24 protein-coding genes and 1 tRNA gene are annotated in these 26486 nt (G+C 63.2%); 15 read left to right on the top strand and 10 right to left on the bottom strand.

All coding sequences use genetic code 11. From position 1 onward, the window contains the following. The first annotated feature begins 109 nt into the window (after positions 1-109). From RX329_RS22240 to RX329_RS41970, 4 genes are read left to right on the top strand one after another with little or no spacing between them, the layout of a single operon-like run. Positions 110-1543: a DUF4055 domain-containing protein gene (locus RX329_RS22240; RefSeq protein WP_317244235.1), complete on the top strand. Its 1434-nt coding sequence runs from the start codon at positions 110-112 to the stop codon at positions 1541-1543. Next, the gene (locus tag RX329_RS22245; RefSeq protein WP_317244236.1) at positions 1544-5482 is read left to right on the top strand and encodes a tape measure protein; all 3939 of its coding nucleotides are present in this window, start codon (positions 1544-1546) and stop codon (positions 5480-5482) included. Beyond that, the gene (locus tag RX329_RS22250) at positions 5479-5748 is read left to right on the top strand and encodes a hypothetical protein (RefSeq protein WP_317244237.1); all 270 of its coding nucleotides are present in this window, start codon (positions 5479-5481) and stop codon (positions 5746-5748) included. Before RX329_RS22245 ends, RX329_RS22250 begins: the two co-directional genes overlap by 4 nt. Then, positions 5745-5951 (top strand): cold-shock protein, encoded by a 207-nt coding sequence (locus tag RX329_RS41970; RefSeq protein ID WP_410706036.1) that lies wholly within the window; start codon positions 5745-5747, stop codon positions 5949-5951. Before RX329_RS22250 ends, RX329_RS41970 begins: the two co-directional genes overlap by 4 nt. 9 nt (positions 5952-5960) lie before the next feature. Here RX329_RS41970 and RX329_RS22260 read toward each other — a convergent pair whose 3' ends face one another. Beyond that, complete coding sequence (locus RX329_RS22260; protein WP_317244239.1) at positions 5961-6281, bottom strand: hypothetical protein; 321 nt, start codon at positions 6279-6281, stop codon at positions 5961-5963. A 34-nt stretch (positions 6282-6315) separates the two neighbouring features. Then, positions 6316-6651, bottom strand: a complete 336-nt coding sequence (locus tag RX329_RS22265; protein WP_317244240.1) for a hypothetical protein — start codon at positions 6649-6651, stop codon at positions 6316-6318. A gap of 342 nt (positions 6652-6993) precedes the next feature. Between RX329_RS22265 and RX329_RS22270 the strand changes: the two genes are divergently transcribed. The 3 genes from RX329_RS22270 to RX329_RS22280 are packed head-to-tail and all read left to right on the top strand — an operon-like array spanning position 6994 to position 7866. Further along, entirely contained in the window at positions 6994-7173 is a 180-nt protein-coding gene (locus RX329_RS22270; protein WP_317244241.1) for a hypothetical protein, read from the top strand. A 13-nt stretch (positions 7174-7186) separates the two neighbouring features. Then, complete coding sequence (locus RX329_RS22275) at positions 7187-7615, top strand: hypothetical protein (RefSeq protein WP_317244242.1); 429 nt, start codon at positions 7187-7189, stop codon at positions 7613-7615. Next, positions 7612-7866, top strand: coding sequence for a hypothetical protein (locus RX329_RS22280; RefSeq protein ID WP_317244243.1), 255 nt, complete (start codon positions 7612-7614; stop codon positions 7864-7866). The genes RX329_RS22275 and RX329_RS22280 overlap by 4 nt, the downstream gene beginning before the upstream one ends. Before the next feature lie 135 nt (positions 7867-8001). Here the strand turns inward: RX329_RS22280 and RX329_RS22285 are convergent. The 3 genes from RX329_RS22285 to RX329_RS22295 form a co-directional block, all read right to left on the bottom strand. Then, a tRNA-Lys gene (locus tag RX329_RS22285) sits at positions 8002-8077 on the bottom strand. 315 nt (positions 8078-8392) lie between these two features. Then, positions 8393-11068, bottom strand: coding sequence for a glycosyltransferase (locus RX329_RS22290; protein WP_085353127.1), 2676 nt, complete (start codon positions 11066-11068; stop codon positions 8393-8395). Between the two features lie 214 nt (positions 11069-11282). After that, complete coding sequence (locus tag RX329_RS22295; RefSeq protein ID WP_085353125.1) at positions 11283-11873, bottom strand: beta-1-3, beta-1-6-glucan biosynthesis protein; 591 nt, start codon at positions 11871-11873, stop codon at positions 11283-11285. A gap of 329 nt (positions 11874-12202) precedes the next feature. Here RX329_RS22295 and RX329_RS22300 point away from each other — a divergent pair, with 329 nt between their 5' ends. After that, positions 12203-13762 carry a beta-1,6-glucan synthase gene (locus RX329_RS22300; protein WP_039800292.1) on the top strand — a complete coding sequence of 520 codons (1560 nt, stop codon included), beginning with the start codon at positions 12203-12205 and terminating at the stop codon, positions 13760-13762. Here RX329_RS22300 and RX329_RS22305 read toward each other — a convergent pair. After that, complete coding sequence (locus RX329_RS22305) at positions 13722-14102, bottom strand: hypothetical protein (RefSeq protein WP_018457946.1); 381 nt, start codon at positions 14100-14102, stop codon at positions 13722-13724. The two genes, RX329_RS22300 and RX329_RS22305, sit on opposite strands and share 41 nt — an antisense overlap. Before the next feature lie 110 nt (positions 14103-14212). Beyond that, positions 14213-15589 carry a hypothetical protein gene (locus tag RX329_RS22310; RefSeq protein WP_317244245.1) on the bottom strand — a complete coding sequence of 459 codons (1377 nt, stop codon included), beginning with the start codon at positions 15587-15589 and terminating at the stop codon, positions 14213-14215. A gap of 174 nt (positions 15590-15763) precedes the next feature. Here RX329_RS22310 and glmU point away from each other — a divergent pair, with 174 nt between their 5' ends. Then, on the top strand, positions 15764-17119 hold the full coding sequence (gene glmU / locus RX329_RS22315; RefSeq protein ID WP_317244247.1) for a bifunctional UDP-N-acetylglucosamine diphosphorylase/glucosamine-1-phosphate N-acetyltransferase GlmU: 1356 nt from the start codon (positions 15764-15766) through the stop codon (positions 17117-17119). Positions 17120-17125: 6 nt separating this feature from the next. Here the strand turns inward: glmU and RX329_RS22320 are convergent, their stop codons facing one another. Beyond that, complete coding sequence (locus tag RX329_RS22320; RefSeq protein ID WP_018457943.1) at positions 17126-17344, bottom strand: hypothetical protein; 219 nt, start codon at positions 17342-17344, stop codon at positions 17126-17128. 220 nt (positions 17345-17564) lie between these two features. On the opposite strand from RX329_RS22320, the gene glmS reads away from it, so the two are divergent. The 3 genes from glmS to RX329_RS22335 all read left to right on the top strand — a co-directional run bounded on the left by glmS (position 17565) and on the right by RX329_RS22335 (position 21216). Then, positions 17565-19391, top strand: coding sequence for a glutamine--fructose-6-phosphate transaminase (isomerizing) (gene glmS / locus RX329_RS22325; RefSeq protein WP_204511260.1), 1827 nt, complete (start codon positions 17565-17567; stop codon positions 19389-19391). A gap of 89 nt (positions 19392-19480) precedes the next feature. Next, entirely contained in the window at positions 19481-20254 is a 774-nt protein-coding gene (locus RX329_RS22330; RefSeq protein ID WP_018457941.1) for a DUF502 domain-containing protein, read from the top strand. A 104-nt stretch (positions 20255-20358) separates the two neighbouring features. Then, on the top strand, positions 20359-21216 hold the full coding sequence (locus RX329_RS22335; protein WP_085353114.1) for an NAD(P)-dependent oxidoreductase: 858 nt from the start codon (positions 20359-20361) through the stop codon (positions 21214-21216). A gap of 27 nt (positions 21217-21243) precedes the next feature. On the opposite strand, the gene RX329_RS22340 is transcribed toward RX329_RS22335, so the two are convergent. Continuing rightward, on the bottom strand, positions 21244-21759 hold the full coding sequence (locus RX329_RS22340) for an AAA family ATPase (protein WP_317244248.1): 516 nt from the start codon (positions 21757-21759) through the stop codon (positions 21244-21246). Between the two features lie 176 nt (positions 21760-21935). Between RX329_RS22340 and RX329_RS22345 the strand changes: the two genes are divergently transcribed. From RX329_RS22345 to panE, 3 genes are all read left to right on the top strand, one after another. Beyond that, complete coding sequence (locus RX329_RS22345; protein ID WP_018457938.1) at positions 21936-22325, top strand: hypothetical protein; 390 nt, start codon at positions 21936-21938, stop codon at positions 22323-22325. A 106-nt stretch (positions 22326-22431) separates the two neighbouring features. Continuing rightward, a complete protein-coding gene (locus RX329_RS22350; protein WP_026233463.1) occupies positions 22432-23262 on the top strand; it encodes a helix-turn-helix domain-containing protein in 831 nt (276 codons plus the stop codon). 66 nt (positions 23263-23328) lie between these two features. Continuing rightward, positions 23329-24258: a 2-dehydropantoate 2-reductase gene (gene panE / locus RX329_RS22355; protein WP_018457936.1), complete on the top strand. Its 930-nt coding sequence runs from the start codon at positions 23329-23331 to the stop codon at positions 24256-24258. Here the strand turns inward: panE and recG are convergent. After that, positions 24255-26363: an ATP-dependent DNA helicase RecG gene (recG, locus tag RX329_RS22360; RefSeq protein WP_317244249.1), complete on the bottom strand. Its 2109-nt coding sequence runs from the start codon at positions 26361-26363 to the stop codon at positions 24255-24257. The two genes, panE and recG, sit on opposite strands and share 4 nt — an antisense overlap. Positions 26364-26486 lie beyond the last annotated feature (123 nt).

Consider the following 26486-nt stretch of genomic DNA (forward strand, 5'->3'; position numbering starts at 1 on the left):
TCAGGATCTATTCGGCCAAGGGCCGCGTTACGTCACGATTGCAACGACTGGTGCTCATACGACGGGCGACACCGCAGGCCCGGACACGAAGTCCGAGGACGTCGCATGCATGGACCATAAGTGGTGCCTGATCGATGATGTACTGGAGGGCCACGACGCTATCAAGCGTGGACGTGAACGCTTTTTGCCGAGGTTTGAAAAGGAATCTGACAAGAAATATAAGCGCCGGCTTCATGATGCGCCTTGGCGTCCGATCGTTCCTGATGCGCTCGAAGGCATCACGTCGCGGCCGTTTACGTCGCCAGTGACGCTGAGCGACACCGCTCCCGCGCAACTTAAAACGTTTGCCGAGGATGTTGACGGGCAGGGCAACAGTCTCAACGTGTTTGCGCGCAACGTCTTTGATGCCTCTGTCAGTCATGGCGTCGCGGTGTTCTTTGTGGACCACACACGCGGCGTTGCACGGAAAGATGGCAAGGTCAAAACCCTCGCCGACGAAAAAGCGGAAGGCGCCCGGCCGTACTGGGTGCAGATCCCCGTTCGCGATTTGATCGATGTCCGAACTCAATTCATAAAAGGTCGCGAAGTCGTAACGCACGCCCGCTGGTGGGAATTCCCGCAGGTCGCGGACGGCTTCGCGCAATCCTGCATTCCCCAGGTCAAGGTCGTCGAGATCAAGGACGGCGGCGGCGTGTGGTGGACGATCTGGCAGAAACAGGGTGAGAAGAATTTCGCGCAAGTTGACGGCGGCCAGATTTCAGAAATGACCGAGGTGCCGCTGGTCCGTGTCTTCACCGGCAAGAAGAAGGGCGCGATTGCCTGCAAACCCTGGTCCTATGAACTCTGCCACGTCGCACTTGAGTATTATCGCGCGCTGGCTCGTCAGAATGAAATCGAGAATATGTCGGGTTGGCCCATGTTGGCGGGCCAAGGCGTCGCCAAAAGCACAGACGAGCTTGAACTCGGTCCTGATACCGTCTTGTTTGCTCCGCCGACAGACGCGACAGGTACCGCAAAATGGGAAGTTCTCGGTCCTGATGCCGCGCTTGTGGAGCAGATCGCCAAGGGTCCGGAACGCGTCTACGACGTTTTCTCCAAGCTCGCAATGCAGCCGACCATTCCGAAGGCTGGCGTTACCGCAACGGCGTCAGGCGTCGATAACTCTCGCGCCCATAGCGCAATCGAGGCGTGGGCCGGCAATCTCAAGAATGGGCTGGATGAGGGCTTAGCCTTCACCGCGAAGTGGCTCGGCATTGCAGATACGGCAACGGCGAACGTCAGCACGGACTTTGCGGCACTTACCGGCAGCACCGACGAGGCCAAGATCATCGGCGACGCGCAAAAGCGCAACGTCATCTCAGCGAAGACCGAACGCTTCGAACTGAAGCGCCGCGGCATCCTCGGTCCTGATTTCAGGGAAGAGGACGAAGAACAGCGCCTCGCCGAGGAACAGTCCAACGAAACACTCACGCCAGAGGTCCAGATTGACCCGGCGACGGGACAGGTAATTCCGTTCGAGCGAGTTGCAGAAGGAATCAACTAAGTGTCAGATCCGACGTTAGGCTTTAGTGTTGATACGAGCGGGCTTGAAAAGGGCAATCAGGCCCTTGACCAGACGCTCGACAAATCCAAGAAGGTCGAGGATCAGGCGAACAAGACGTCTGACGCGCTCGGCAAGATGGGCAGCAAGTCCGGTGACGGGCTTAGCAAAACTGCGCAGTCTGCAGACCAACTTGCCGCGTCGCTGGTTAAGGCGTCGAGCGAAGCACAAAAGCATCTCAACGTCAGCCAGTCTCTTGATACGATCGTCGCCAAGACTGGCGCCAGCTACACGCAGGCCAATGCTGCCCTAACGGCTGCGATTTCCGGCCATAAGAATGCGGCGGATGCAACCAGCAGCCACGGCAGGGCGCTGGATGCGCTGGCAGGAGCAGCCGGCGGAGTTGTCCCGCCGATCAACAGCATTGCGCAGGCGGCAGCGGCTAGCGGTTCGTCACTCGGCGGACTTACGAGCGCGATCTCCGGTGGCACCCTCGCCATCGGTGGTATCGCAGCCGCAGCGGTAAGCGCTGCTATTGAGCTTGCCAAGACTGGCGACGAACTGAACCGTCAGAAGGAGCGCTTTTCTGCGATCACCGGCAGCGCAAAGGCCGGCGCTGAATCGCTCGACCTCATCAAGCGAACTGCGAATACTACTGGCGTCGAGTTCTCCTCCCTTGCCGCCGCCACCGAAAGGGCGGTCCAAGGCATTGGGAAAATGAACACGAGCTGGCCGGTTATCAAGGTTGATACCGATGACGCTAAGCGCGTTGAGGACGTTCTCGGGACGCTCGCCAAGGTCATGCAGTCGACCGGCGCGAATGCGCGGGAGGAAGGGCAGGTTTTTGGGGCTCTTGGGGATAGCATTCAAAAAACCGGCGGACTGACGGCGGACACATTCCAGAGAATCCGAGATGCGCTGCCGCAAGTCGCTCGCGCTATCGCGTCCGCTTTCGGTGTAACCGACCTCAACGCGTTCCAGAAGGTGCTAGCGACGCACCCGAAGTCATTCCAGGACCTCGAAGACGCTATCAAACGGATCAAGCCCGCGATTGATGCTGCTTTCGATCCGAACAAGCCGAAGACGTTCGAGCAAGGAATCCGCGGTCTCAGCATCCAGTGGAATCAGTTTCTGGAGGACCTTGCCAAGACCGGCGCATTTGATGTTGCAAAGGACGCGCTTGCTGCGATGGGCAAGACGCTGAAGTCCGACCTACAGGACGCGCTTGCCTTAGTCTCGGCCCTGAATTCCGTTTCCAGCGCTGCGGCCAACGCTGCTTCCAACATCGCAAGCGTTGCTGCGGGTAAAGGTCAGGGCGGCTCCGACAACACCCAGTATGATGCTATGGGGAATGTCACGTCCAGCGCGGGCGGACCTTCGGCAGATTCCGCCTACAGCTTCGATAACTCAGACTATCTTGCCGGCCTTGCCGGCTACGCTACTGGCGGCAGTTTCACCGTTGGCGGCTCTGGCGGCACGGACAGCCAGCTCATCCAGTTCATGGCCACGCCCGGCGAGAAGGTCTCCATTGATACTCCGGGTGCGTCTTCCGCTGGCCAGACCCTCGGCTCTCTCATGCCGTCTGACAGCACAAATCCAGCCGCTGGATCAAATGTCATTTCGGCCGGCTTCGCCGATGATCTCAAGACACAGACCGCGGCGCTGTCCGACCGCATCAACGCCTCAACCAGTTCGATCACAAGTGCAGTAAACGCCTCTGCAGCAACTATCACGGCGTCGCTGAAGACTGTCACGGGGCCATCTGCCAGCCCATCGTCGTCAATCGCCGCAACTAGCTCCGCGGGCGGCGTCACGCCCCTGTCACCCTCTATTAGCGGCGGCGGCGGTGGCGCGGCTGGTGGCGGGTTGAGCGTCGAGCCTGAGAACAGCAGCTTCAGCACGCGGCAGAAGCCCAAGACTGACACGTCGCAAAATGCCGCTCCAACTATCTCGGCGCAGCAGGCGCTTGCTCTTGCTCAGCTTGGGTCCGGCGTGTCGCGCGGGCAGGCCGCTGGTGTTAGGGGTTATCAGGGCGAGGTCCCGGTTATTGGCGATACGTTCAAGAATCCGCTAAATCCTCTGGATGCCAGGCCTCAAATCAACCCGCCGTCCACCGTTCCGGTAAATCCGCAATCCATGGCGCCGGTTCAGACTGCGCCATCTGTGCCGCCAGCGCAATCAACCTATTACAACGACCATCCCTATCCCGCGCCTCCGATTGCAGATCCATTTGCAGCCGCCAAGCAATATATGGGCGGCCCGTCCTCGCCGGTCTTCCCGCCAATCCCGCCGATTGGAAACCCGATGGGAGATTTTGACCCGGGCAGTGCGTTCAAGATTGGCAAAGGCAGCGACGATGGCGTCAAGCAGCAGACAGACCAGTTAAAGAACGCGCAGAGCCAGGGCTCCAAGACAGTCGCCGATGCCGTCAAGCAGGATCAGGAGTCTCAGAAGGCGGTCGGTGACAAGACCACCTCGTCACTCGGCGACATCTCCAAATTCTCCTTCGACCAACTGAAAAGCCTCGACACCGTCCAGCAGTCCACCGAGGACGGCACCGACGCCACGAAGGCGGACACAGAAGCAACCACGTCCGGGTTTGACGACACAAAATCCGGCTTGGGTGACATTCAGACCGCGGCGACTCAGACGACTGAAGGCGTAGGCCAGGCAACGGATGCCGTCTCCACCGGCTCCAGCAACATTGTGGACGCGCTCGGCAATGCAGCGTCGTCAATCGCCGAGGCCGTATCCAGCGCTGTCAGCAGCGCCTCGAATGCCACCAGCTCCGGCGCGTCCGGGTTCGGCTCGGATATCTCGTCAGGGTCGGACTCATTCGATTCAGGTTCGGCCAGCGGGTTCGATTTCGCTGGGGCAGTTGCAGACGGCACGTTGCCGGCCTTCGCTTCTGGCGGTCAGTTCACAGTCAGCGGCTCCGGCGGCACGGACACCGAGCATATCGAGTTCATGGCTACGCCGGGCGAGGTTGTCACCGTAACGCCTCCGGGTGGACAGGCCCCGCACAATCCAGCCATGGGCGCGGGCCCTTCAACCAAGGGCAGCATCGCTGCCTATGCGACCGGCGGCCAGTTCACGGTCGGGCTGGCCACTGAAGGGGATGGTTTCAATCCGGTTGGCTCAAAGACACTTGGCTCAACCCTTGGCGCAACTGGCAATCCCGGAGCAACAGCGGATCTCATCTCTGCGCATTTCGCTGAAGCACTCAAGGAGCAGACTGCAAGCCTGAAGGACGCAATCAGCGCGAACAAGACCGCGGTCGTCAGCGCGATAACTTCCTCGACCTCGCAGACTATTGCAGAGCTTAAGCTGATAGAGGGCAAGGTCACCGCAAGCTCCGTCACATCAAGTGCGTCGTCAAGCGGCTCCGGGGCTGGCACTGGTGGCGGCAAGACCTCGTCAGGTGGCATGACGCCTTACATATCCGACATGATCCAAAGGTACGGCCTGCCGCAGAACCCCGCAATCGGGGCGCTGTTGCAGGGACCGGGATATGTAGCCAGCTATCCCGGCGCGAACCCAGCAGACGCATGGCGGGCACGACAGCAAATGGCCGGATTTGCTGAAGGCGGAAGTTTCACTGTCGGAGGAAGCGGCGGCACTGATACGCAGGTCGTGAAATTCAAGGCGACGCCGGGAGAGATTGTCTCCATCACGCCTCCAGGGAATGCGTCACAAGGCGACAACTCCATCGCTCCCCTGATCCCGCTGCACAACGACAATATCCCCGGCGCGAGCTTTGCGCCAACCCTGAGCATGACGCCGCAAGCGTCTTCTGCGGTTGTCGGCCGCGTCGTTCCACATGGCGACCCATCAGCCAACCCGGCTCAGGGGGCTCGGAACGTCAACATCTATGTGCAGCAAGGGGTTCAGGCTGACCAGTTCATCCGCTCACGCGCTGAAATGCAGAGGGCGATGCGATGATGATACCGAAACAGGATGTTACGCTCTACATTTTCAGTCGCGCGTTAGCCGAGGCGGCGAAGGAATTAGAACTGCCGGCGGGCAGGGCCGGCTTGGCCTTGATCGCAGAGGGGTTGCGCCTCGCATTCGATCTCACCGAGGCGGACGCTTACGCGCTCGCTTCGGTTTGCATGAACCATTCGTCCGATCTTGTGCTGCGGGCTGCCGCTCAACATGCACAGCGGGAAGGCGCCATCATTACCTATGCAGAAGCAGGACGAGCATGAACGAGTTTCAAGGATCAATCCGGTACTATTCCGAAAAGGGTTTCGGCTTCATCCGGCGAGATGATCGGAGCGCCGACGTCTTCTTTCATGTCAGCCAGTTCATGGCGGATATTCAGCCAGAGGCTGGGATGCGCGTGAGCTTCGACATCTCGGACAGTCAGCGAACCGGGAGGCAGCAGGCTGTTGGGCTGCAGATTCTCTAGAATCATCACTCAGCCGTTAAATCCGTCTCCTTCGGCCTTAATGCCGTGGCGGTAGAGCAGAATCTTTGTGAGGTGGTTCGTGCGGCTTACCGCTCGGTTGTCCAAAACGGCCAGATCCAAGCTTCCATGATAAGGGCTCAAATAAAATTGCAGTTCGGATGCTGCGAGTAAGGGTTGAACCTGTTTGTCCCAGGCGTCAAAAACCGACGCGTCCGCCCTCAGATGGTTGTCGTCAGTGGCTTTTTTCCAGAGCGCAAATAGTTCTGGGTAGTTCACAGCCATTGCTGGATCGGTCGGCGTACTCGCCAACATCTGGTCATAGGTAGACAAGGTTTCTACTCCGGTGAGGTCTAAAGATGGGAGCTTACTTCACGGCCTCAATGTTCGTCCAAAAACAATCAAGCGCGCCCCTGGGGCGAACACAGACCAAGCCGCTGAATATGGACGTATCAGTGAGATAGACATGATCTCCCTCATTGAAGAGGGAGCACTCGCCCGACATGACACCGACGAGAAGCGCCTTCCGAAAGGCCTCCTTATCTCCGTCGACGGTATAGCCGGTTAGTTTGCTCCGAATGTCCTTCGATTTGCACCCATAGGAGCTGTTCCGGATGACGTGGTCATCTGCAAAAGCCACTCCTGTGAACCAGGCCAGCCCAATGACGGCGGCTGCCAGCCAGCGTGAAACGTACTTGCCCATAACTATGCTCCCCAGTGCGGAAAGTGCTCAGCGTTTCGCAACCAGAGAGGGACCGCAAGCTTTATTTGCCCTTGGAGCGCAGCCCGATCTCGACTAGCCGGCGGATGGCCGTAGCTAGCGCCGGCTCGTCATCTTGATTGCTGGCCCACGTTCGGACTTCTTTCTGCAGATCTCTAGACATTCGAACGCCAACCATCGGGTCCTTGCCCGTGGCCGGTCGTCCACGCCCCTTTTTAGGATTATCCCTTATTGACTTCTTCATATTTTGGGATTATCACAAAATCAGGCCGGACGGAAGCGCCAACTTCCAATCCGGCCCTAACTCAAACCAAGGCGGTAACCATGGCCCGAGCTGATTCAAATCATAGCACAAAACTGTCCTGTCTGTTCCGGGACCCGTTCGTCGCGGCAGCCTTCCGCCGTGCCGAGGACGAAGGCCTGACTGGCGAACCCGTCATGGTGGACCAGCCGCGCACGCTGGACGGCGGCGCCGCCGTTCGCCCCGAACTTGAACTGGCCTGAGGGGTGCACGACGATGAAAATCACCGAGGAGTTTGGCAGCGAGATCGAGAAGATCAAAGCTCAGCAATCGCACGAAAACGCATTCCGGCGGCTTAAGAAGGATGGCAGCACGGCCAGAGCGAACGTCAAACGGCGACTGATGGTGATTGCCGAGGAGCGCCTGATCCCGCGCGCTGAAGTGTTGAAGGCCTGCCGATCGGATCTCGACATGAGAGATTTTTGCGTCAATCATGCCATCAGCTTTGACTGGGTTTTCCTCGGTAACCTCAAGGGCCTGCTTCGCACTGTGCGAGAGGCCAGAGTTACAACGCCCGAGGCTGAGCTGGCGCAGTCGCAGGAGGTGGCAACCCTCTTTCGGCGATTGACGCCCCGCGACCGGAGCCGGCTTCTCAATGGGCTACGGAACATGACCAGCGCGCCGAAACGGGGGCCAGCAGCATGAGCGAGATTGACACCTTTGGCGTTCAGGAGGTTTTCGTTGAGGCACTGGCCAGAGTGGAGCGGATAGGCCCAAACCGCCGGCTCGTGTTTGTGATTTCTGCGCCCAATGGCGACGGCACACGCGACCAGCAAGCCGTTCTGAAGGTTACGATGTCTGCCGAGGCGTCGCTTCAAGCCGCACTGGCAATGCTCAACGAGGCCGGCGAAATGCCGGCCGCGCTTGAAAACGCCTCAACCGGCTGGGCGAACTAGCAGGCCCACAACTTCAAAACGCCCGCTGGGTTCACGCCCGGCGGGCGTTCAACATTTCGTTACCCTTGGCGTTACCCGTGAACGAACTCCGGCTTAACGTCCAAGCTAATTTGTTGCCTAAGTCTTTGATTTTGCTGGTGAGCGCGCTGGGGCTCGAACCCAGGACCCCGTGATTAAAAGTCACGTGCTCTACCGGCTGAGCTACGCGCTCCCATGGCCGCTGATGGCTTCACAGAAATAGCCATCGTCTTCGGTCATTTGGAAAAGCATGTCTTGCCGCCACATCGACGCAAGCGTTGCGGAAAAACCGGCTGTTTCCGGATCATGCTTTCGGCCCGCGCTGTGTAGGGGGATGGGGCGCGGAGGTCAATAGCTCGGGTGGTTGCCGAACTTGAAGGCAACAGCGGGAATTCGCTCGCCGTTTCCAATGCTTGAGCCGGGATTTTCAACCCGAACGGCGGCCGTCATCCACGCCGAAGAAGCCGCGATGTCCGCCCACGGGACGGATGCCAAGTTCGGAGCCCCGTCAGTTCGCTTCCCGCCGGACCTCGCTCGGCACCGGCACTTGCTGCGGCGTGCCGGCGGGGGTCGGCAGCGCGACCGGGCGCAGGCCGATCAGCTCGGCGGTGCGGATCGCGCTGTCGCGCCAGAACTGGAACGAGTTGATGCGGCTGAGCTCGAGGATGGCGATGGCGACCGCAGCCAGGAACGGCAGGCTTTGGAGCACCAGGACGCCGGCGAAGATGTAGATCTCCGTGATCTGGCGGTAGCTGTTGGAGGCCACCAGCACGCCGGCACCGATCAGGAGCAGGGCGCCGATCACGGCCTCCCAGAACGCCTGGAACTCGATCGACATCCTCGACAGGCCGCCCTTGGAGGTGCGCGCGAACGCGATGTGCTCGGTGATCAGTCCTTGCGCCACCGCGCGCGACACCGTCCACTGCACGCTCATCGCCGCGATCATCGCGCCCAGCATCTGGCCGGGCTTGATCGCGACGCGCGCGCGGTACATCGACAAGAAGTGTACGAGCGAGACGATGAAGGCGCCGATGATCGGCAGCGTCAGGATCTTGTCGGGGATGGCGATGTCGGCGAAGGCGACGATCGGCACCCAGACGAGGTTGAGCAGCGCCACGACGACGCCGAGGCTTTCGGCACCCAGCCAGTTCAGCCAGCCGAGGCCATATTCGCGCTTCTGGTCGGGCGTCAGCCGGCTCCGTCCGGGCAGGAAGTTCCGCCAGTGCTTTTTGACGATCTGGAGGCCGCCATAGGCCCAGCGGTGACGCTGCTTCTTGAAGGCCTCATAGGTGTCGGGGAGCAGGCCCTGGCCGTAGCGGTGGTTGGTGTAGTGCGTGGTCCAGCCGAGCTGCTGGATCGAAAGGCCGAGATCGGAGTCCTCGCAGATCGTGTCGGACGACCAGCCGCCGGCCATGTCCATCGCGGCGCGGCGGATCAGGCACATCGTGCCGTGCACGATGATGGCGTTGGTCTCGTTGCGCTGGACCATGCCGATGTCGAAGAAGCCGGCATATTCGCCGTTCATGATGTAGTGCATGATCGACAGGTCGCCGTCGCGATGTTCCTGCGGCGCCTGCACCAGGCCGACGCTGGGATCGGCGAACGCCGGCACGAGGTCCTTCAGCCAGTCGGGATCGACGACGTAATCGGCATCGAGGATGCCGATGATCTCGGCGTCGACGGCGGTGCGGTCCATCGCGATGCGCAGCGCACCGGCCTTGAAGCCCTGCACCTTCTCGGCGTTGATGAACTTGAAGCGTTCACCGAGCGCGCGGCAATGATCCTGGATCGGCTGCCAGAAGGCAGGGTCCGGCGTGTTGTTGATGATGACGACGCATTCGTAGTTCGGATAGTTCAGCCGCGACAGCGCATCGAGCGTCTGCTTGAGCATCTCGACCGGTTCGAAATAGGCGGGGATGTGGATCGAGACCTTCGGGCAATAATTCTCGGGCACGTCCTCGACCGGCTTACCTTTCGTGAGCAGCCGCTGCGGCGGCCGGCCGAATGCGACGGCCGCGATCTCGTCGATGCGCGCCATCGCGATCAGCACGAGGGGAACAAGCAGGATCATGCCGAGCGTGAGCGCGAAGGCCGAGCCGAAGATGAAATAGTGCCCGTTCCAGAACGCGAACACGGTGGCAGCCCAGGCGCCGACGCCGTTGGCGGTGGCCGACAGCAGGAACGCCTGCTTCGCCGTCGGCTGCTGCAGCCGCAGGATCGGCAGCGACAGCAGGATACCGACGAGGAGCGCCACACCCATCAGCTTCCAATAATCGGGATTTTGCACCGGGCCGGTCCAGGCAAATTTCGGCTCGCGGCTGGCGTTGAGGATGCCCCAGTACGGACCGACGCCGCCTTCGAAGTATTTCCAGGGCTGATCGATGGCCTCGACGATGTTGTATTCCATGCCGATGGCGTCGGCGCGGCTGACGAAGTTGCGCAAGGTCAGTGCTTGCTGGAACGGACCGGGGTCGGCGTTGCGTAAATTGTAACCCGCGCTCGGCCAGCCGAATTCGGCGATCACGATGCGCTTGCCGGGGAACAGGTTGCGTAACAGATTGTAGCGGTCGACGGCCTGGTCGACCGCCTGATCCGAGCGGAAGTTTTCCCAATAAGGCAGCACGTGGGCGGCGATGAAGTCGACGTTGGAGCCGAGGTCGGGATTGTCGCGCCAGATGTTCCAGATCTCACCGGTCGTGACGGGTACGCGGACCGAGCCCTTGACCTTCTTGATCATCTCGATGAGGTCTTCGACCTTCTGCTCGCCGCGGTAGATCACCTCGTTGCCGACAACGACGCCGTTGACGTTGCTGTTCTTGCGCGCGAGCTCGATGGCGGCCTTGATCTCGCGCTCGTTGCGATCCTTGTCCTTGTCGATCCACGCGCCGACGGTGACCTTGAGGCCGAACTCCGCCGCGATCGGCGGCACCAGTTCCACGCCGCCCGTGGACGAATAAAGGCGGATCGCGCGCGTCATCGTCGACAGCGTCTTCAGGTCGGCGCGGATTTTCTCCACCGTCGGAATGTTGTCGATATCAGGATGAGCCGAGCCCTCGAACGGGGCGTAGGAGACGCTGGGCAGCAGGCCCTTGAAGTCGGGCGCGGGTTCCTTGTCGCGCGAGACCCCCCAGAGGCCGGCGTGGAGCGCGGACACAAGCAACAGAACGGCGGCGACAACCCGCATCGCGGCTAAACCAAAAGGGGCTGAGGGGGCAGGGAAGCGGATCCGACCCCGAGATCCGACCAAGTCCGCGGCAAATGGAGCATACCTCTGCCGCGCGGTTTCACAACTGTCATCGCCTCATGACCGAATGAGGGCATGCACATTTCGAAATTCGCAGCAGTGCCAATTGCTTCTATCGCCGATCGTTCCTGAACGGAGGCTGAAACAATCGCGGCTATTTCGGGGGCGCCGGTGACGGGCTTGCCGCCGGCGAGGGGCTCGCGGCCGGCTGCGGCTGCGCATTGCCCGATGCGGGCGCGGCCGGCTGCGAGGCCGCGGCCGCCGCCTGCTGTGGCTGCGACGCCGGGTTGATCCAGCAAGCGTGCACACGGCTGTCCAGGGTCTCGGCGACCTTGGGATCGATCTGGCCGCCGAAGCGGGTCAGGCAGCGGAAGGCGGCCTGGATGTGGCCGCCGGGGCAGCCGAAACGGTCATAGAGGTCGAGATGGCGGAATGCGGTATCGAGGTCGTCCCGCCACATCAGCCGCACCACGCGGCGGCCGAGCCAGACGCATTCGGGGTTGCCGGCCGGGCCGCTGATGACCTGGGCTGCTTCGGCGAATTCGTCGGTGCGGCGCTGATTCTGGGCGGCATCCTTGGCCGTGTCGGCGGGCTGGGCGGCTGCCTTGCTCTGGTCGGGGGCGGGCGTGCCGCTCTGGGCGGAGGCCGCGCCGATACCCATCAGGATGACAAGGGAAGAAACGGCCAAGGTGGCGGCGAACTGCCGCAGGACCGCATTTCGTAACTCGAACACCCGTTGCCGCATGAATTCCCCAATATATCACTGACCGTCCGCGTCAGGACCTTCGCGGACGCGCCCGGTGATGGCGTCCAAATGGGTCTCCAATGCGGTGGAAAAGTCCTCCCGAGTCCATGGCCTGAATCTGGAATTTTGTCCAGCAAAGTCACGATCCTAGGCCTCGGTCGAACGGCCGCAGGTAAATTCCTCAGGGGAGGGATGGATCCATAACGGAGTCACCCCCTTGGCAGACGGCGTGCTAGCAGGTAATCGACGGCCCTTCGCGGAGGACGGAACCGATTTCTCTTCGTACGCCACTGGCGCTTCTGCTCGTTTCATTGGGTGCGATCGCTGCCGTGTGGTGGTGGCTTGCCACGCCGATCTCGCTCGCGCGCGCCCCGATCGATCCCGCCGACAAGGTCCAATGCGTCTCCTACGCGCCGTTCCGCGGCGAGCAGTCGCCGCTGAACGCATGGACTCATATCGAGGCCGATCAGATCGAGCAGGACCTGCGCCAGCTCAAGGAGATCACCGACTGCGTCCGCACCTATTCGATGGAGAACGGGCTCGACCAGGTGCCGGCGATCGCGGCCCGGATCGGCGGGCTGAAGGTGCTCCAGGGCATCTGGCTCTCCAGCAACCGCACCAAGAATTTCGAGCAGGCCGCGCTCGCCATTCGCCTTTCCAAGGATTTCCCCGGGATCATCACCAGCATCATCGTCGGCAACGAAGTGCTGCTGCGCGGCGAGATGACGACCGCGGACCTCGTCTCCATCATCCGCTCGGTGAAGGCGCAGGTCAGCGTGCCCGTCACCTATGCCGATGTCTGGGAGTTCTGGCTCAGGAATCGCGAGATCTATGACGCCGTCGACTTCGTCACGATCCACATCCTGCCCTATTGGGAAGACAATCCGGTGCGGGCCAAGTTCGCCGCCTCCCATGTCGAACAGATCCGCGAGCGCATGGCGGTCGCATTTCCCGGCAAGGAGATTTTGATCGGCGAAACCGGCTGGCCGAGCGAAGGGCGCATGCGAGATGGCGCGCTGCCGTCGCGCACCAACCAGGCGCGCGTGGTCTCGGAGATCCTGAGTCTGGCGAAAGCGCAAAAATTCCGCGTCAATCTGATCGAGTCCTACGACCAGCCGTGGAAGCGCAAACTGGAAGGCACCGTCGGCGGCTATTGGGGCCTCTATGACTCGGTGCGCCGTGGCCTGAAATATCCGCCGGGCGAGCCGATCAGCAATTTCCCGTACTGGAAATGGTACATGGCCGCCGGCATGGGCCTCTCCGTGCTGGTGTTCGCGGTCGCGGGCCTGACGTTGCGGCGCAGACCGTGGACGCCGCGCTTCTCGTCCTGGCTCGGCGTGGCGATCTCGGCAACCTCGGCCGGCATTCTGCTCGGGATCGGCGCCGACAAGATGTACTACGAGAGCTACGGCATCGGCGGCTGGCTGCTGTGGGGCGCGCTGCTCGCGGCTGGCATCCTGTCGCCGATCTTCTGCGCGCAGGCGATGGTGATCGGCCGCAGCCTTCCGACCTTCCTCGATCTGCTTGGTCCGCGCGAGGGCCGGAAATGGTCGAAGCTCACCGCCGTGCTCGGCTTGACGCTGGCAGTGACGGCGGTCATCGCGGCGCAGACCGCGCTCGGATTCGTGTTCGACCCGCGCTACAAGGATTTCCCTTACGCCGCGCTGACGATGGCGGTTGTGCCGTTTGCGCTGTTGATGCTGAACCGGCCGCAGATCGGCCAGCGTCCGATCGCGGAATCGGTCTTCGCCGGCGTGCTGACGCTGTCGGCGGCCTATGTGCTGTTCAACGAGGGCCGCGACAATTGGCAGTCGCTGTGGACCTGCGCGATCTATCTCTTGTTCGCGCTCACGCTGTGGCGGGCGCGGGCCGAGCAAATCCAAGAATGAGCAGGCCGATCGCCAGGCCCGACAGCACGACATTGTAGAGCACGATGCCAAGGCCCGCGGCGATGATGCCGGCGGTGAGCAGCACGATGGACGGCCGCATCAGGTTCAGCGTTGCCACCACCAGCGCGACGATGCCGAACACCGAATTCTTGAACAGCACGGTCGAGACCGAGCGCGCCTTGCAGACCAGGGTCTGAAGCCCGGCGTCGCAGGCGAGACCGACCTGCGAGTTTTCGATTCCGAGATAGCGCAGATAGAGCGCATAGCCGACGCTGGCGAAGCCGACGACGATCAGGAACTGCACCTGGTAGGGCGTGAGGCGGAAGGGCTTTTTTGTCATGGCGGCAATATGGTCGGGATGGTGGAACGGGGCAACAGGGGAGGCGCAAGTTTCTCGCGACCTGCGTGAGATCCTTCACCCATTACGCTGATGAATTGCCGCGAGGTAAGCTACCTTCTGAAGAACGAAGACAGCGTTGATCCCGCCGACGCCGTCTCCGGCTTCGGCTGTGCGGCCGGCTGCGCCGCAGAAGCAGGCGCGGGCTCCTCGCGCTTCGATGAGCGTTTTGAGGAATAGCTGCGGCGACGCTTGTCGGGCTTGGCGGCCGGCGCGGGCGCTGGGGCGGTCTCGGCTTGCGGCACCGAGTCCTGGGGCTTGTCGGAGTTCTTCTCCTGAACCCTGTCTTGGGTCTTGTCTTGGGTCTTGTCTTGCCCCTTGTCCTGCTTCTTCTCTTGGCCGCCGCGCATTGACAGCCGCTGGCCGTCGAACACGGTGGTCTCGCAGTGGCGGTCGTTCTCGGCGAGGCCGGCGCAGAGTTTTGCTGCAGCCGCTGCATTGATCAGCGGACCGGCGCCGAGGCGGAGCTGCATGCCAAGGCCGGTGTTGCCTTCCTTGATCATGATGATCGGCCGCAGCGCTGCGATTTCGGGATTGGATTTGGTGACCCCGCGCCACAGCGCGCGCAGGCCATCGAGCGAGTTGGCGCCACCGAGATCAATCGCAAAGCGCGTCTGCTGGACCGCGATCGCGGGAGCCTCGCTTTCGACAGCGTCCGGCGGCTTGGCAGGTGCCGCGGCGACTTCGATCGGAGCGGGCGCCGGTTCTGGCTTCGTCTCGGCAGCCTTCTCGGTCGCCTTCTCTGCGGTTTCGGGCTGAACCAGTTTCGGGGCGGCCGGATCGGGGGGCGCCATGATCGATTTGGATGGGACCAACGGAAGCATCGGCAGTGCCGAATTCGTCGCCGGCAACTGCGCGACCAGCGAGGCCGCGGCCGCGCTCTGCGGCGGCGGACTCCACGGCTCCTTTGCGGCCTCGGCGCGCGGCTTGTCGTTGGCCGGAGCCGGTGTCGAGGCGACCTGCGCGATGCCGGGCGCCGGCGGGCCGATCAAGGCCGGCGCGTCCTGCGGCTTCGCAACGGACGCCTGCGGCGGCGTTGTCGTCTGCTTGGCGATGGCGCCGGTCACGGAATCGAGCCCTTGCTCCAGCACGGTGACGCGCGAATAGAGCCGGTCGCGATCGGTGTTCAGCGTCTCGATGGCGGAGGCGAGCCGGCGGGCCTCGTTCTGGCTCTCCTTGGTCAGGATCTGGAGCCGGTCGGCCTGGCGCGCGAGATCGGCGGATGCGACCTGGTCGCGCCGCCAGCCGAGCTGGGCCTGGTTGGCGAACACGGCAAGCACCACGGCGCCGACGGCCGCCACGCCCCATGAGCCCAGCTGCCACATCATGCCGCGATCGAACGAACTCTCCTCGGCCACAAGTCCGGAGAACAGCCCGCCGGTCTCCTTGGCGCCGAAGGCATCCGCCAGTGGGTCGGAATCCTTTGCCATGAACGTTAAGTGCCCAACCCCTGTCCGGCTTCCCCGAATCAATCAGGGAACATTAACAGGAAAAGCGTGTCGCACTTGAACTCCGGGCGTTTGCGGGGGTAGCAAGGCGATAGCTGATGAGGGCGGCCCGTCGCCCGCTGGCGCCGATTGATTCGGCCGATTGACAGGATTGCGATGACCGCCCGTTCCAGCCTCACGATCGTGCTCGCCGCCGGCGAAGGCACGCGTATGCGCTCACACCTGCCGAAAGTGCTGCATCCTGTCGCGCACCAGAGCCTGCTCGCCCACGTGCTCGCCGCGGCGCCCAAGGGAGCCGGCACCTCGCTCGCAGTCGTGATCGGACCCGACCATCAGGCGGTGGCGGACGAAGCAAGGCGCATCCGTCCCGACGCGCTCACCTTCGTGCAACAGGAACGGCTCGGCACCGCACATGCGGTGCTGGCGGCGCGTGATGCCATTGCGCGGGGCGTGGATGATCTGCTGATTGCGTTCGGCGACACGCCGCTGATCTCGGCCGAGACCTTTGCGCGGCTGCGCGCGCCGCTGGCCAAAGGCGCCGCAATTGCCGCACTCGGCTTCCGCGCCGCCGATCCCACCGGCTATGGCCGCTTCATCGTCGAGGGCGACCGCCTGGTCGCGATCCGCGAGCAGGCCGATGCCAGCGCCGAGGAGCGCAAGATCGACCTGTGCAATGCCGGGGTTATGGCGATCGACGGCCGCCGCGCGCTCGCGATCCTCGACAAGATCGGCAATGCGAATTCCAAGGGCGAATATTATCTGACCGACGCGGTCGGCATTATCAGCGAACAGGGATGGGATGCCGTGGTGATCGAAACCAGCGAGGACGAAGTGCGCGGCATCAACACCAAGGCGCAGCTCGCCGAGGCTGAAGGCGTGATGCAGGCGCGGTTGCGGAAAGTGGCGATGGAGTCCGGCGTCACGCTGATCGCGCCCGAAACCGTCTATCTCGCCGCGGATACCGTATTCGGCAAGGACGTGACGATCGAGCCCTTCGTGGTGATCGGCCCCGGCGTTTCGATCGGCGACGGCACGGTGGTCCATTCCTTCTCGCATATCGTCGAGACCAAGCTCGGCAAGAAGGTCTCGATCGGCCCCTATGCGCGGCTGCGGCCCGGCACCTCGCTCGGCGACGGCGCGCGCATCGGCAATTTTGTGGAGACCAAGGCCGCGACGCTGGAGGCCGGCGTCAAGGTCAACCATCTCTCCTACATCGGCGACGCCACCATCGGCGCCAATTCCAACATCGGCGCCGGCACCATCACCTGCAACTACGATGGGTTCAAGAAGCACAAGACGATCATCGGGCAGGGCGCCTTCGTCGGCACCAACTCCTCGCTGGTCGCACCGGTGACAATCGGCAACGGCGCCTATATCGGCTCGGGCTCCGTGATCACGCGCGACGTGCCCGACGACGCCATGGCGCTGGAGCGCAGCCCGCAGACCATCCGCGAAGGTGGTGCGGCGCGCTATCGCGAGATGAAGACGCGAGGGAATAAGCCGGCGAAATGAGCGCCGCTATTCGTCGTCGGCGAATTCGGAGAAGATCGCGCGCGTCAGGCGCCAGCCGCGCGGCTTGGCACGCTTCGCCGGCTCGCCGGCGACGTGCTTGATGAAGACGGGCTTGCTTTCCTTGCCGCGCTGGGGCGGCGGCCAATGCGCGAGGTGCGTGCCGGTGGTCTCGCTGGCGCGCACCGCCATCGATGACAGGCCTTTGCGGTTGGATGAGCCTTTCATGGCCTCTCTCCTTGGTACGCAAGGGTTGGCCAAATTTGTTGACAACAAGTTAACGCGCGCGGTTTAAGGCCCAGCCAGTTCGACGCAGGCGAGGCTCGGTCGCCGTCGGTGCTGTCTCAATCAGCAATAATTATTGAGTATCTGGTTCCTTAGGAACTTCGCTAAAAACCGAGCGGGTCGTTTAGGCGATTTTTCGACGATTTGGGGGATATTGATCCGCATGTGCGGGATTGTCGGCATTCTCGGGCGCCAGCCGGTTGCAGAGCAATTGGTGGATTCGCTCAAACGTCTTGAATATCGCGGCTATGATTCCGCGGGCGTCGCCACGCTCGAGGGCAAGCATCTCGAGCGCCGCCGCGCCGAGGGCAAGCTGAAGAATCTGGAGAAGCGGCTGGAGGCCGAGCCGCTCAAGGGCACGACCGGAATCGGTCACACCCGCTGGGCCACCCACGGAAAGCCGACCGTGAACAATGCGCACCCGCACGCGACCGAGCGTGTCGCCGTCGTTCACAACGGCATCATCGAGAATTTCCGCGAGCTGCGCGAGGAGCTCGAAAAGAAAGGCACGGTGTTCCACACCCAGACCGACACCGAGATCGTGCTGCATCTCGTCGACGACCTGCTCACGCGCGGCAACAAGCCGGTGGAAGCGGTGAAATTGACGCTGGCGCGGCTGCGCGGCGCGTTCGCACTCGGCTTCATCTTCGCGGGCGAGGACGATTTGATGATCGGCGCGCGCAACGGTCCGCCGCTCGCGATCGGCTATGGTGACGGCGAGATGTATCTCGGCTCCGACGCCATCGCGCTCGGGCCGTTCACCGACACGATCAGCTATCTCGAGGACGGCGACTGGGTCGTGCTGACCCATACAAGCGCTTCGATCTTCGACAAGGACGGCCATGCCGTCCAGCGCGAGAAGACCAAGCACGCGGCCTCGACCTCGCTGGTCGACAAGGCCAATTACCGCCACTTCATGGCCAAGGAGATCCACGAGCAGCCGGAAGTGGTCGGCCACACGCTGGCACGCTATGTCGACATGGCGACCGAGCGGGTCTCGCTGCCGGTCAAGCTGCCGTTCGACTTCAAGAACATCCAGCGCATCAACATCACGGCTTGCGGCACTGCGAGCTACGCCGGCTTCGTCGCAAAATACTGGTTCGAGCGTTTCGCGCGCGTGCCGGTCGAGGTCGATGTCGCCTCCGAATTCCGCTACCGCGAGGCGCCCTTGCGCAAGGGTGATCTCGCCATCTTCATCTCGCAGTCGGGCGAGACCGCCGACACCTTGGCCGCGCTGCGCTACGCCAAGGCCCAAGGCGTGCACACGGTGGCCGTGGTCAACGTGCCGACCTCGACGATCGCGCGCGAAAGCGAGACCGTGCTACCAACGCTGGCCGGCCCAGAGATCGGCGTCGCCTCGACCAAGGCGTTCACCTGCCAGCTCATGGTGCTGGCAAATCTTGCGATCGCGGCCGGCAAGGCCCGCGGCGAACTGACCGACGAGGACGAGACCAAGCTCGTTCACGGGCTCGTCGAAATCCCGCGTTTGATGTCGGATGCGCTCACCACCGAGCTCCAGATCGAGAAGCTCGCGCGCGAGATCGCGAAATCTCGCGACGTGCTCTATCTCGGTCGCGGCACCAGCTTCCCGCTCGCCCTTGAAGGGGCGTTGAAGCTGAAGGAAATCTCCTACATCCACGCCGAGGGCTATGCCGCCGGCGAGCTCAAGCACGGCCCGATCGCGCTGATCGACGAGACCATGCCTGTCGTCGTCATCGCGCCCTACGACCGGGTGTTCGAAAAGACCGTCTCCAACATGCAGGAGGTCGCCGCTCGCGGCGGCAAGATCATCCTGATGACCGACGCCAAAGGCGCGCAGGAGGCAACCGTCGAGTCCCTCGTCACCATCGTCATGCCCGATATGGCGGCGGCGTTCACGCCGATGGTCTATGCGGTCCCGGTTCAGCTGCTCGCCTATCATACGGCGGTCATCATGGGGACCGATGTCGACCAGCCGCGCAATCTCGCGAAATCCGTGACGGTGGAATAGGCAGAAGGGTCGAGTGCGGGACGCTTCGTGGTCTTCCAAAACCTGCTAGAAGACCCTAGCTTGGACGAAGCGACTGACTTGGAACCCGAATGAACCCCCGTGACGACGCGCCTGCGCCTCTTGATGCCGTGCCCGAGCCGCATACCGGCCTGATCGGCCGCTTCCGTAACTATTTCCTCACCGGCCTCATCGTGACGGGGCCGATTGCGATCACGCTGTATCTGGTCTGGTGGTTCGTCACCTGGGTCGATGGCGTGGTGCGGCCGTTCGTGCCGCTGGCCTATCGGCCCGAGACTTATCTGCCCTATGTCATTCCCGGCTGGGGGCTGATCGTCGCATTCTTCACGTTGACGCTGGTCGGCTTCCTCGCGGCCAATTTGATCGGCCGGACACTGGTCGATGTCGGCGAGACCTTCCTCGGCCGCATCCCGGCGGTACGCGCCATCTACCGCGGCCTGAAGCAGGTGTTCGAGACGCTGTTCTCGGGCAAGGGCTCGAGCTTCCGCAAGGTCGGCCTGGTTGAGTTTCCCTCGCCGGGCATGTGGTCGATCGTGCTGATCTCGCAAGCGCCGAACGAGGACGTCTCCCGCAGCCTGCCGGGTCAGGAGGAGCACGTCTCGGTGTTCCTGCCGTGCTCGCCGAACCCGACGACCGGCTTCTTCTTCTATGTGCCCAAGAGCAAGATCGTCGAGGTCGACATGAGCACCGAGGATGCCGCGACGCTGATCATGTCGGCCGGCGTCGTGCAGCCGGGCTCAGCGCCCGATTCGAAGAAGGCAGCGGCGCTGGCGGGCATGGCGAATGCCGCGCGTATTGCCAACGCCTCGGCGGCGGTGCAGCCCCAGCCTGCGAAGGTGGAGTAGGGCCATTCCCCTGCGGGATGGCCGCCGTTCACGCGGGCGTCTCGTCCTCTGCTAGTCTCCGATTGAACTGAGCGCGTTGCTCGGGCTTCGATCTGGAGTGCACGATGTCCAAAACTATTGCGATCCTCGCGCCCGGTGCCATGGGCAGTGCCGTGGCCCGCCGTCTCGGCGAGCACGGTGCGCGTGTGCTGACGTCGTTGAGAGGGCGGAGCGAAGCGACGCGCAAACGCGCCACGGATGCCGGCATGATCGGCGCCGAGGACGACGCGATCGCGGACGCCGACATCATCCTGTCGATCGTGCCGCCGGGCGAAGCCGTGGCGCTCGCCGAGCGGCTGGCCGGGCTGATCGTCCGGCGCGAGAAGAAGCCGGTCGTGGTCGATTGCAATGCCGTCAACGTCGATACCGTGATGAGGATCGAGGAGATCATCGGCTCGGCACAGGCGCCGTTCGTCGATGCCGGCATCATCGGGTTCCCGCCCCAGCCCGGTGGCAAGAGCCCGGCCTTCTACATGTCGGGCGAGCACGCCAAGGATGTCGCCGTGCTGAAGGATTTCGGGCTCGACGTGCGGATCGTCGAAGGGCCGGTCGGTGCCGCGTCCGCGCTGAAAATGTCCTATGCCGGGATCGTCAAGGGCCTCGCCGGGATCGGCGCGGCGATGGTGGTCGCGGCAACGAAAGCGGGGGCTGCGGATGCGCTGCGCGACGAACTCGCACTCAGCCAGCCCGCGGTTCTGGCCCGGCTCGAAGTCGCGCTGCCGGACATGATTCCGAAAGCCTATCGCTGGGTCGCGGAGATGCGGGAGATTTCCGGCTTCCTCGGCCCCGATCATCCGGCGAGCCAGGTTTACGAAGGCTTTGCGCGCTGGTTCGACCACCTCGCCGAGGATGCGAAAGGCGAGGCGGCGGATACCGACCTGATGAAGGCATTCGCCGCGCGCATCGCGCAGAAGAAATCCTGATCGTCCGGTCTCACGTCACCGCCATCATCATGTGCCGTGCAGCGAATCCAGAAACCCCTGGATGTCTCGATCGCGTCTCAAGCGCACGACCGGAACGTCAGCGCCATACTGCATACGCTCGGCCTCGATGAGAGGCGCGCGCTCGGTGTCGTAGCGCCACGCCTCGCGCATCAATTTCCAGTCGAACTGCTCGGGGCACCCCTCCGGGAGATCAGGCCGGGCCTTGTCGCGATCGAAGGCGGATCGCAGGAGAATGCGCCACTGGCAGAGCCAGCGCGGGCGGTCGATGACGACCAGCGTATCGGCGCGCGCGAGCGTGAGATCGAAGGCAAGTCCCGAGAAGCTGCCGTCGACAACCCATGCGTCGCCCGCGATCGCGTCAGTAACCCGTGCTCGGAAGTTCGGTTTGTCGGATGGCTTCCATCCCGGCCGCCAGTAGAGCACGTCGAGATGCACCACCGGCAGCGCGAGCTTTTGCCCGAGATTTCGGGAGAGGCTCGTCTTTCCGCTACCCTGACAGCCTACAACGATGATCCGGCGCATCGTCGTAGGGTTCCATAAAGTCGGGCGAAGGGAAAGAGGAGGCCTCCGAACGCGCGTTATTACCTGGCATGTAATTGAGCTCATCTGCAGCCTGGCTACTGTCCGGTCATTCACCCGACAGGAAGCATTCCATCAAGCCTCCTGTCGCGTGTGTGTCGGTGCATGAGGAGAGAGCTATGCAAGTCGTGTTTACGAAGAAGGAACCGCCGCAATGGCTGCTCGACATGTGGCGGGAGATCGACAACAAGACCTTCGGACCAGGCTTCGACTGTTTTACGGAAGATGCCGTTTGCAACCTCGGCGTCGCCGATTGGAAGGGGCGCGAGGCGATCCGCGGCAATCTGAAGGCCTTCATCGACACCGGATTCACCGCGCTCCATCACATCACCGAATATTGGGACGCGGGCTCGCTGAAGGTGTTTCGGGGTGTCGTGGACATGACACCCGATGATCCCTCAATGAAGACGGTTCATCCCACGATGACGCACTTCTTCTACATGGACGAGAGGAACGACACCAAGGTACGGCACTGGGTCGGTGCCGTGGGGCCGGTCGCCTTCGGTTGATCGCCACGAACCTGCTACCATCGGCGGTGGTGCCTCGGACAACCCGACGTACCGCCGCCGATGCGCGTTGACGATGCCGCACATCGACAGGAAGGATCAGTCGGCCATGAAAGCGACGGCCAGTGCCCTCAAGACGCGCGCCAGTTCCGCGGGCGCGCTGCTGCGTCAATGGCGGGACATTCGCGGCAAGACGCAGCTCGACCTGTCCTTCGACGCCGGCGTCTCGCAGAAGCACATCAGCTTCGTCGAGAGCGGCCGCAGCGTTCCGAGCCGCCAGATGCTGCTCGACCTTGCGCAAGCCCTCGACGTGCCCTTGCGCGAACGCAACGAGCTGCTGCTGGCCGCCGGCTATGCGCCGTCCTATTCCGAGCCCGCGCTCGAGGCGCCCGGCATGACGAGCATCAACCGTGCCCTGCAACGCATGCTGCGTCAGCACGAGCCGTTTCCCGCCATCGTCATGGACCGGTACTGGAACGTGCTGATGACCAATGAGGCCGCGCCGCTTCTGTTCAATTGCTTCATCGACATGTCCGCACGGCCGGCGCCACGAAACCTGCTGCATCTTATGTTCGATCCGGAGGGCATGCGCCCTTTTATCGCGAACTGGCCGCAGACCGCACGCGGGCTGCTGGCGCGGGTGTATCGCGAGGCAGTCGGACACGTGGTTGACATCAGGACGAAGGCGTTGCTGGAGGAGCTGTCGCAATACCCCGGGGTGAAGCCGGAATGGCGTGCGCCGTCGGCATCCGATGCGATGCCGATGATCCCGTTGTCCTTCGTCAAGGACGGTGTGACGCTGGACTACTTCTCCCTGATCACGACGGTTGGAACGCCGCAGACGGTGACGGCGGAGGAGCTGCGGCTCGAGTGCATGTTCCCCGCCAACGAGGGGACCGAAGCCGAGCACGGCAGGTTCTTGCGCGCGCACGCCGGTTGAGGAGACGTCGCGAGGCTCATCTGTTATTGTTTCTGCGAAAGCGGTCACTCCGCAATGGGAGTTCGAATGAGAGTGCTTGTGATCGGCGCGGGAGCGCTCGGAGGCTACTACGGAGCGCGCCTGGTCCGAGCCGGCGGCGACGTGAACTTTCTGGTGCGGGCCGGGCGTGCGGAGCAATTGCGGCGGAATGGATTGCAGGTCGTGAGCCCGCAGGGCGATTTCGCCGTGCAGCCGAAGATCATCCTGGCCAACGACCTCAAGGAAACGTTCGACGTCGTGCTCGTCGGGGTGAAATCCTACTCGCTCGACGATGCGATGGCCCAGTTTGCCCCGGCCGTTGGCGCCCACACGATGATTTTGCCGATCCTCAACGGGCTGAAACATGTCGACGCCCTGACGGCGCGGTTCGGCGCCGCTCAGGTTCTCGGCGGGCTCGCGAACGTCAGTGCCGGGCTCGATGCGGATGGTCGCGTCGTTCAGTTCATGGCCAATCAGACCATCGTCTTCGGCGAAATCGGGGGGTCGTTGAGCGAGCGTGTGCTCGCCCTGGAGACGCTGCTGCACGTGCCCGGTATCGACGTGCGCGCCAGCGAAGCGATCATGCAGGACATGTGGGAGAAATTCGTCCAGCTCTCGACGCTCGCCGGCATCACCTGCCTGATGCGTGCAAGCATCGGAGACATTCTGGCCGTTCCGAACGGCGAGCAATCCATCTTCCGCCTGTTTGCCGAATGCTGCGCCGTCGCCACGGCCTCGGGTTTTGAGCCGCGAGCGCCTTTCATCGAGTTTGACCGGAAGCTGTTCACGACCCCGGATTCCCCGCTCAAGGCCTCGATGCTGCGTGATATCGAGCGCGGCTCGGTCACCGAGGCGGAGCATATCCTCGGCGATATGGCCAACCGGGCTCGTGCACTCGGCATCGACACGCCCCTGCTGGATCTCGCCCGGGCGCATGTGGCGGCTTATGAGATTGGGCGGCAACGAGCGGCCAGCTAACCCGCTCCGATCAGCGGGATCGCTTCATCCCGCTCATACAGATACAGCAGGCAGCGCAGTGCCTCGCCGCGCTCGCCCTTGAGTTTTGGATCGTCCTTCAGGATGCGCAGCGCCTCGTCGCGGGCCTGCGTGATGAGCTGGCCGTGCACCTCCGAGCGGGCGATGCGGTAGCCGGGCAGGCCGCTCTGGCGCACGCCGAGCACATCGCCTTCGCCGCGCAGCTTCAGATCTTCCTCGGCGATCCGAAAGCCGTCGGTGGTCTCGCGGATCACCTTCAGCCGTGCTTTCGACATCTCGCCGAGCGGCTCGGAGTAGAGCAGCAGACAGGTCGAGGCCTCCGAGCCGCGCCCGATGCGGCCGCGCAATTGATGAAGCTGGGCGAGGCCAAAGCGTTCGGCGTTCTCGATCACCATGATGGTCGCCGCCGGCACGTCGACACCGACCTCGACCACGGTGGTCGCGACCAGCAGACCGATCTCGTGGGCGGCGAACTGGCCCATGACGCGGTCCTTCTCGGTGCCCTTCATCTGGCCGTGGACGAGGCCGACACGGTCGCCGAAACGCTTTTGCAGGGTTTCGAAGCGCTTGGTCGCATTGGTCAGGTGCTCGGTACCCTCGGCCTCGGATTCCTCGACCAGCGGGCAGATCCAGTAGACCAGCTTGCCGGATTCGAGCGCGCGGCCGATGCTGTCGGTGACCTCGCCGAGGCGGCTCATCGATATGGTGCGAGTTTCGATCGGCTGGCGGCCGGCCGGCTTCTCCCTGAGCTCGCTGATGTCCATGTCGCCGAAATAGGTCAGCCCCAGCGTGCGCGGAATCGGCGTGGCGCTCAGCACCAGCACGTCGACGGCCTCGCCCTTTGCCGTCAGCGCCAGCCGCTCGCGCACGCCAAAACGATGCTGCTCGTCGACGACGGCGAGGGCGAGATCGCTAAAGATCACGTCGTCCTGGATCAGCGCATGGGTGCCGACGAGCAGGTCGATCTCGCCGGCTTCGAGTTGTGCCAGCAGGTCACGCCGCTCCTTGCCCTTTTCGCGGCCGGTGAGGATCGCGACCCGCATGCCCGCGCGCTCGGCGAGCGGCGCGATGGTCTTGATATGCTGACGAGCCAGAATTTCGGTCGGCGCCATCAAGGCGGCCTGCTTGCCGACCTCAGTGACGGCAGCGGCGGCCAGCAGCGCGACCACGGTCTTGCCGGAGCCGACGTCGCCCTGGAGCAGGCGCAACATGCGCACCGGCTGTTGTAGATCATTGGCGATGGCGGCTGCTGCGTCGCGCTGGGAGGTTGTCAGCGCATAGGGCAGGGCATCGATGATTTTGTTGCGGAGGTGCCCGTCGCCGGCGTTGCGCGCACCGGCCGGGCGTCGCAATTGGGCGCGGATCAGGGCAAGCGCAAGTTGCCCGGCCAGGAGTTCGTCGAAGGCGAGGCGCGACCAGAACGGCTGGTCGGGCAGAATGTCGGTGAGCTCGACCGGCTGGTGCACGCGGGTGAGCGCCTCGGCGATCGGTGGGAAGCCGCAGCGGCGCAGCACCTCCGGGCTGATCCATTCCGGCAGCGCCGGTAGCTTCTGCAGCGCCTGCGCGACCGCGCGGCGCAGCGAGCCGAGCGCAAGGCCTTCGGTCAAGGGATAGACGGGATCGATGCCGGAGAGTTTGGAAATCGCCTCCTCGTCCAGCACCCGGTCGGGATGCACGATCTGCGGGATGGCGTCGTACATCTGGAGCGTGCCGGAGACGAAGCGCTTCTCGCCGATCGGCAGCAGCTTCTCGACATAGCCGGGCTTTGCGCGGAAGAACGTCAGCACGACGTCGCCGGTGTCGTCGCTGGCGTAGACGAGGTAGGGCGCGCGCGCATTGCGCGGCGGGGGCGGGCGGTGGCGGTCGACCGTGACCTCCAGCGTCACCATGGTTCCCTGCACGGCGTCGCGGATCTTCGGCCGGGCGCGACGGTCGATCACCTGGCTGGGCAAATGCAGCAACAGATCGAGCAGCCGCGGCGTCTCATTGCGGCTGAGCAGATATTGCAGCAGCTTGTCCTGCTTCGGACCGACGCCGGAGAGGCTGGTCACGGGGGCAAACAGCGGGTTGAGCAGGCTGGGGCGCATCAGGCGAATCTAGGACCGTTTTCGCTCGTCAGCCCGGCTTTATGCCCGGCATCCACGTGTTTTTTCGTGCCCCTGCGGGGCAGCGGGCCATGACAAATCGAGGGCTGACAGGGCCCGCCCGAG

It is taken from the genome of Bradyrhizobium sp. BWC-3-1, assembly GCF_032917965.1.
In the GTDB taxonomy this organism is placed as follows: Bacteria; Pseudomonadota; Alphaproteobacteria; order Rhizobiales; family Xanthobacteraceae; genus Bradyrhizobium; species Bradyrhizobium canariense_D.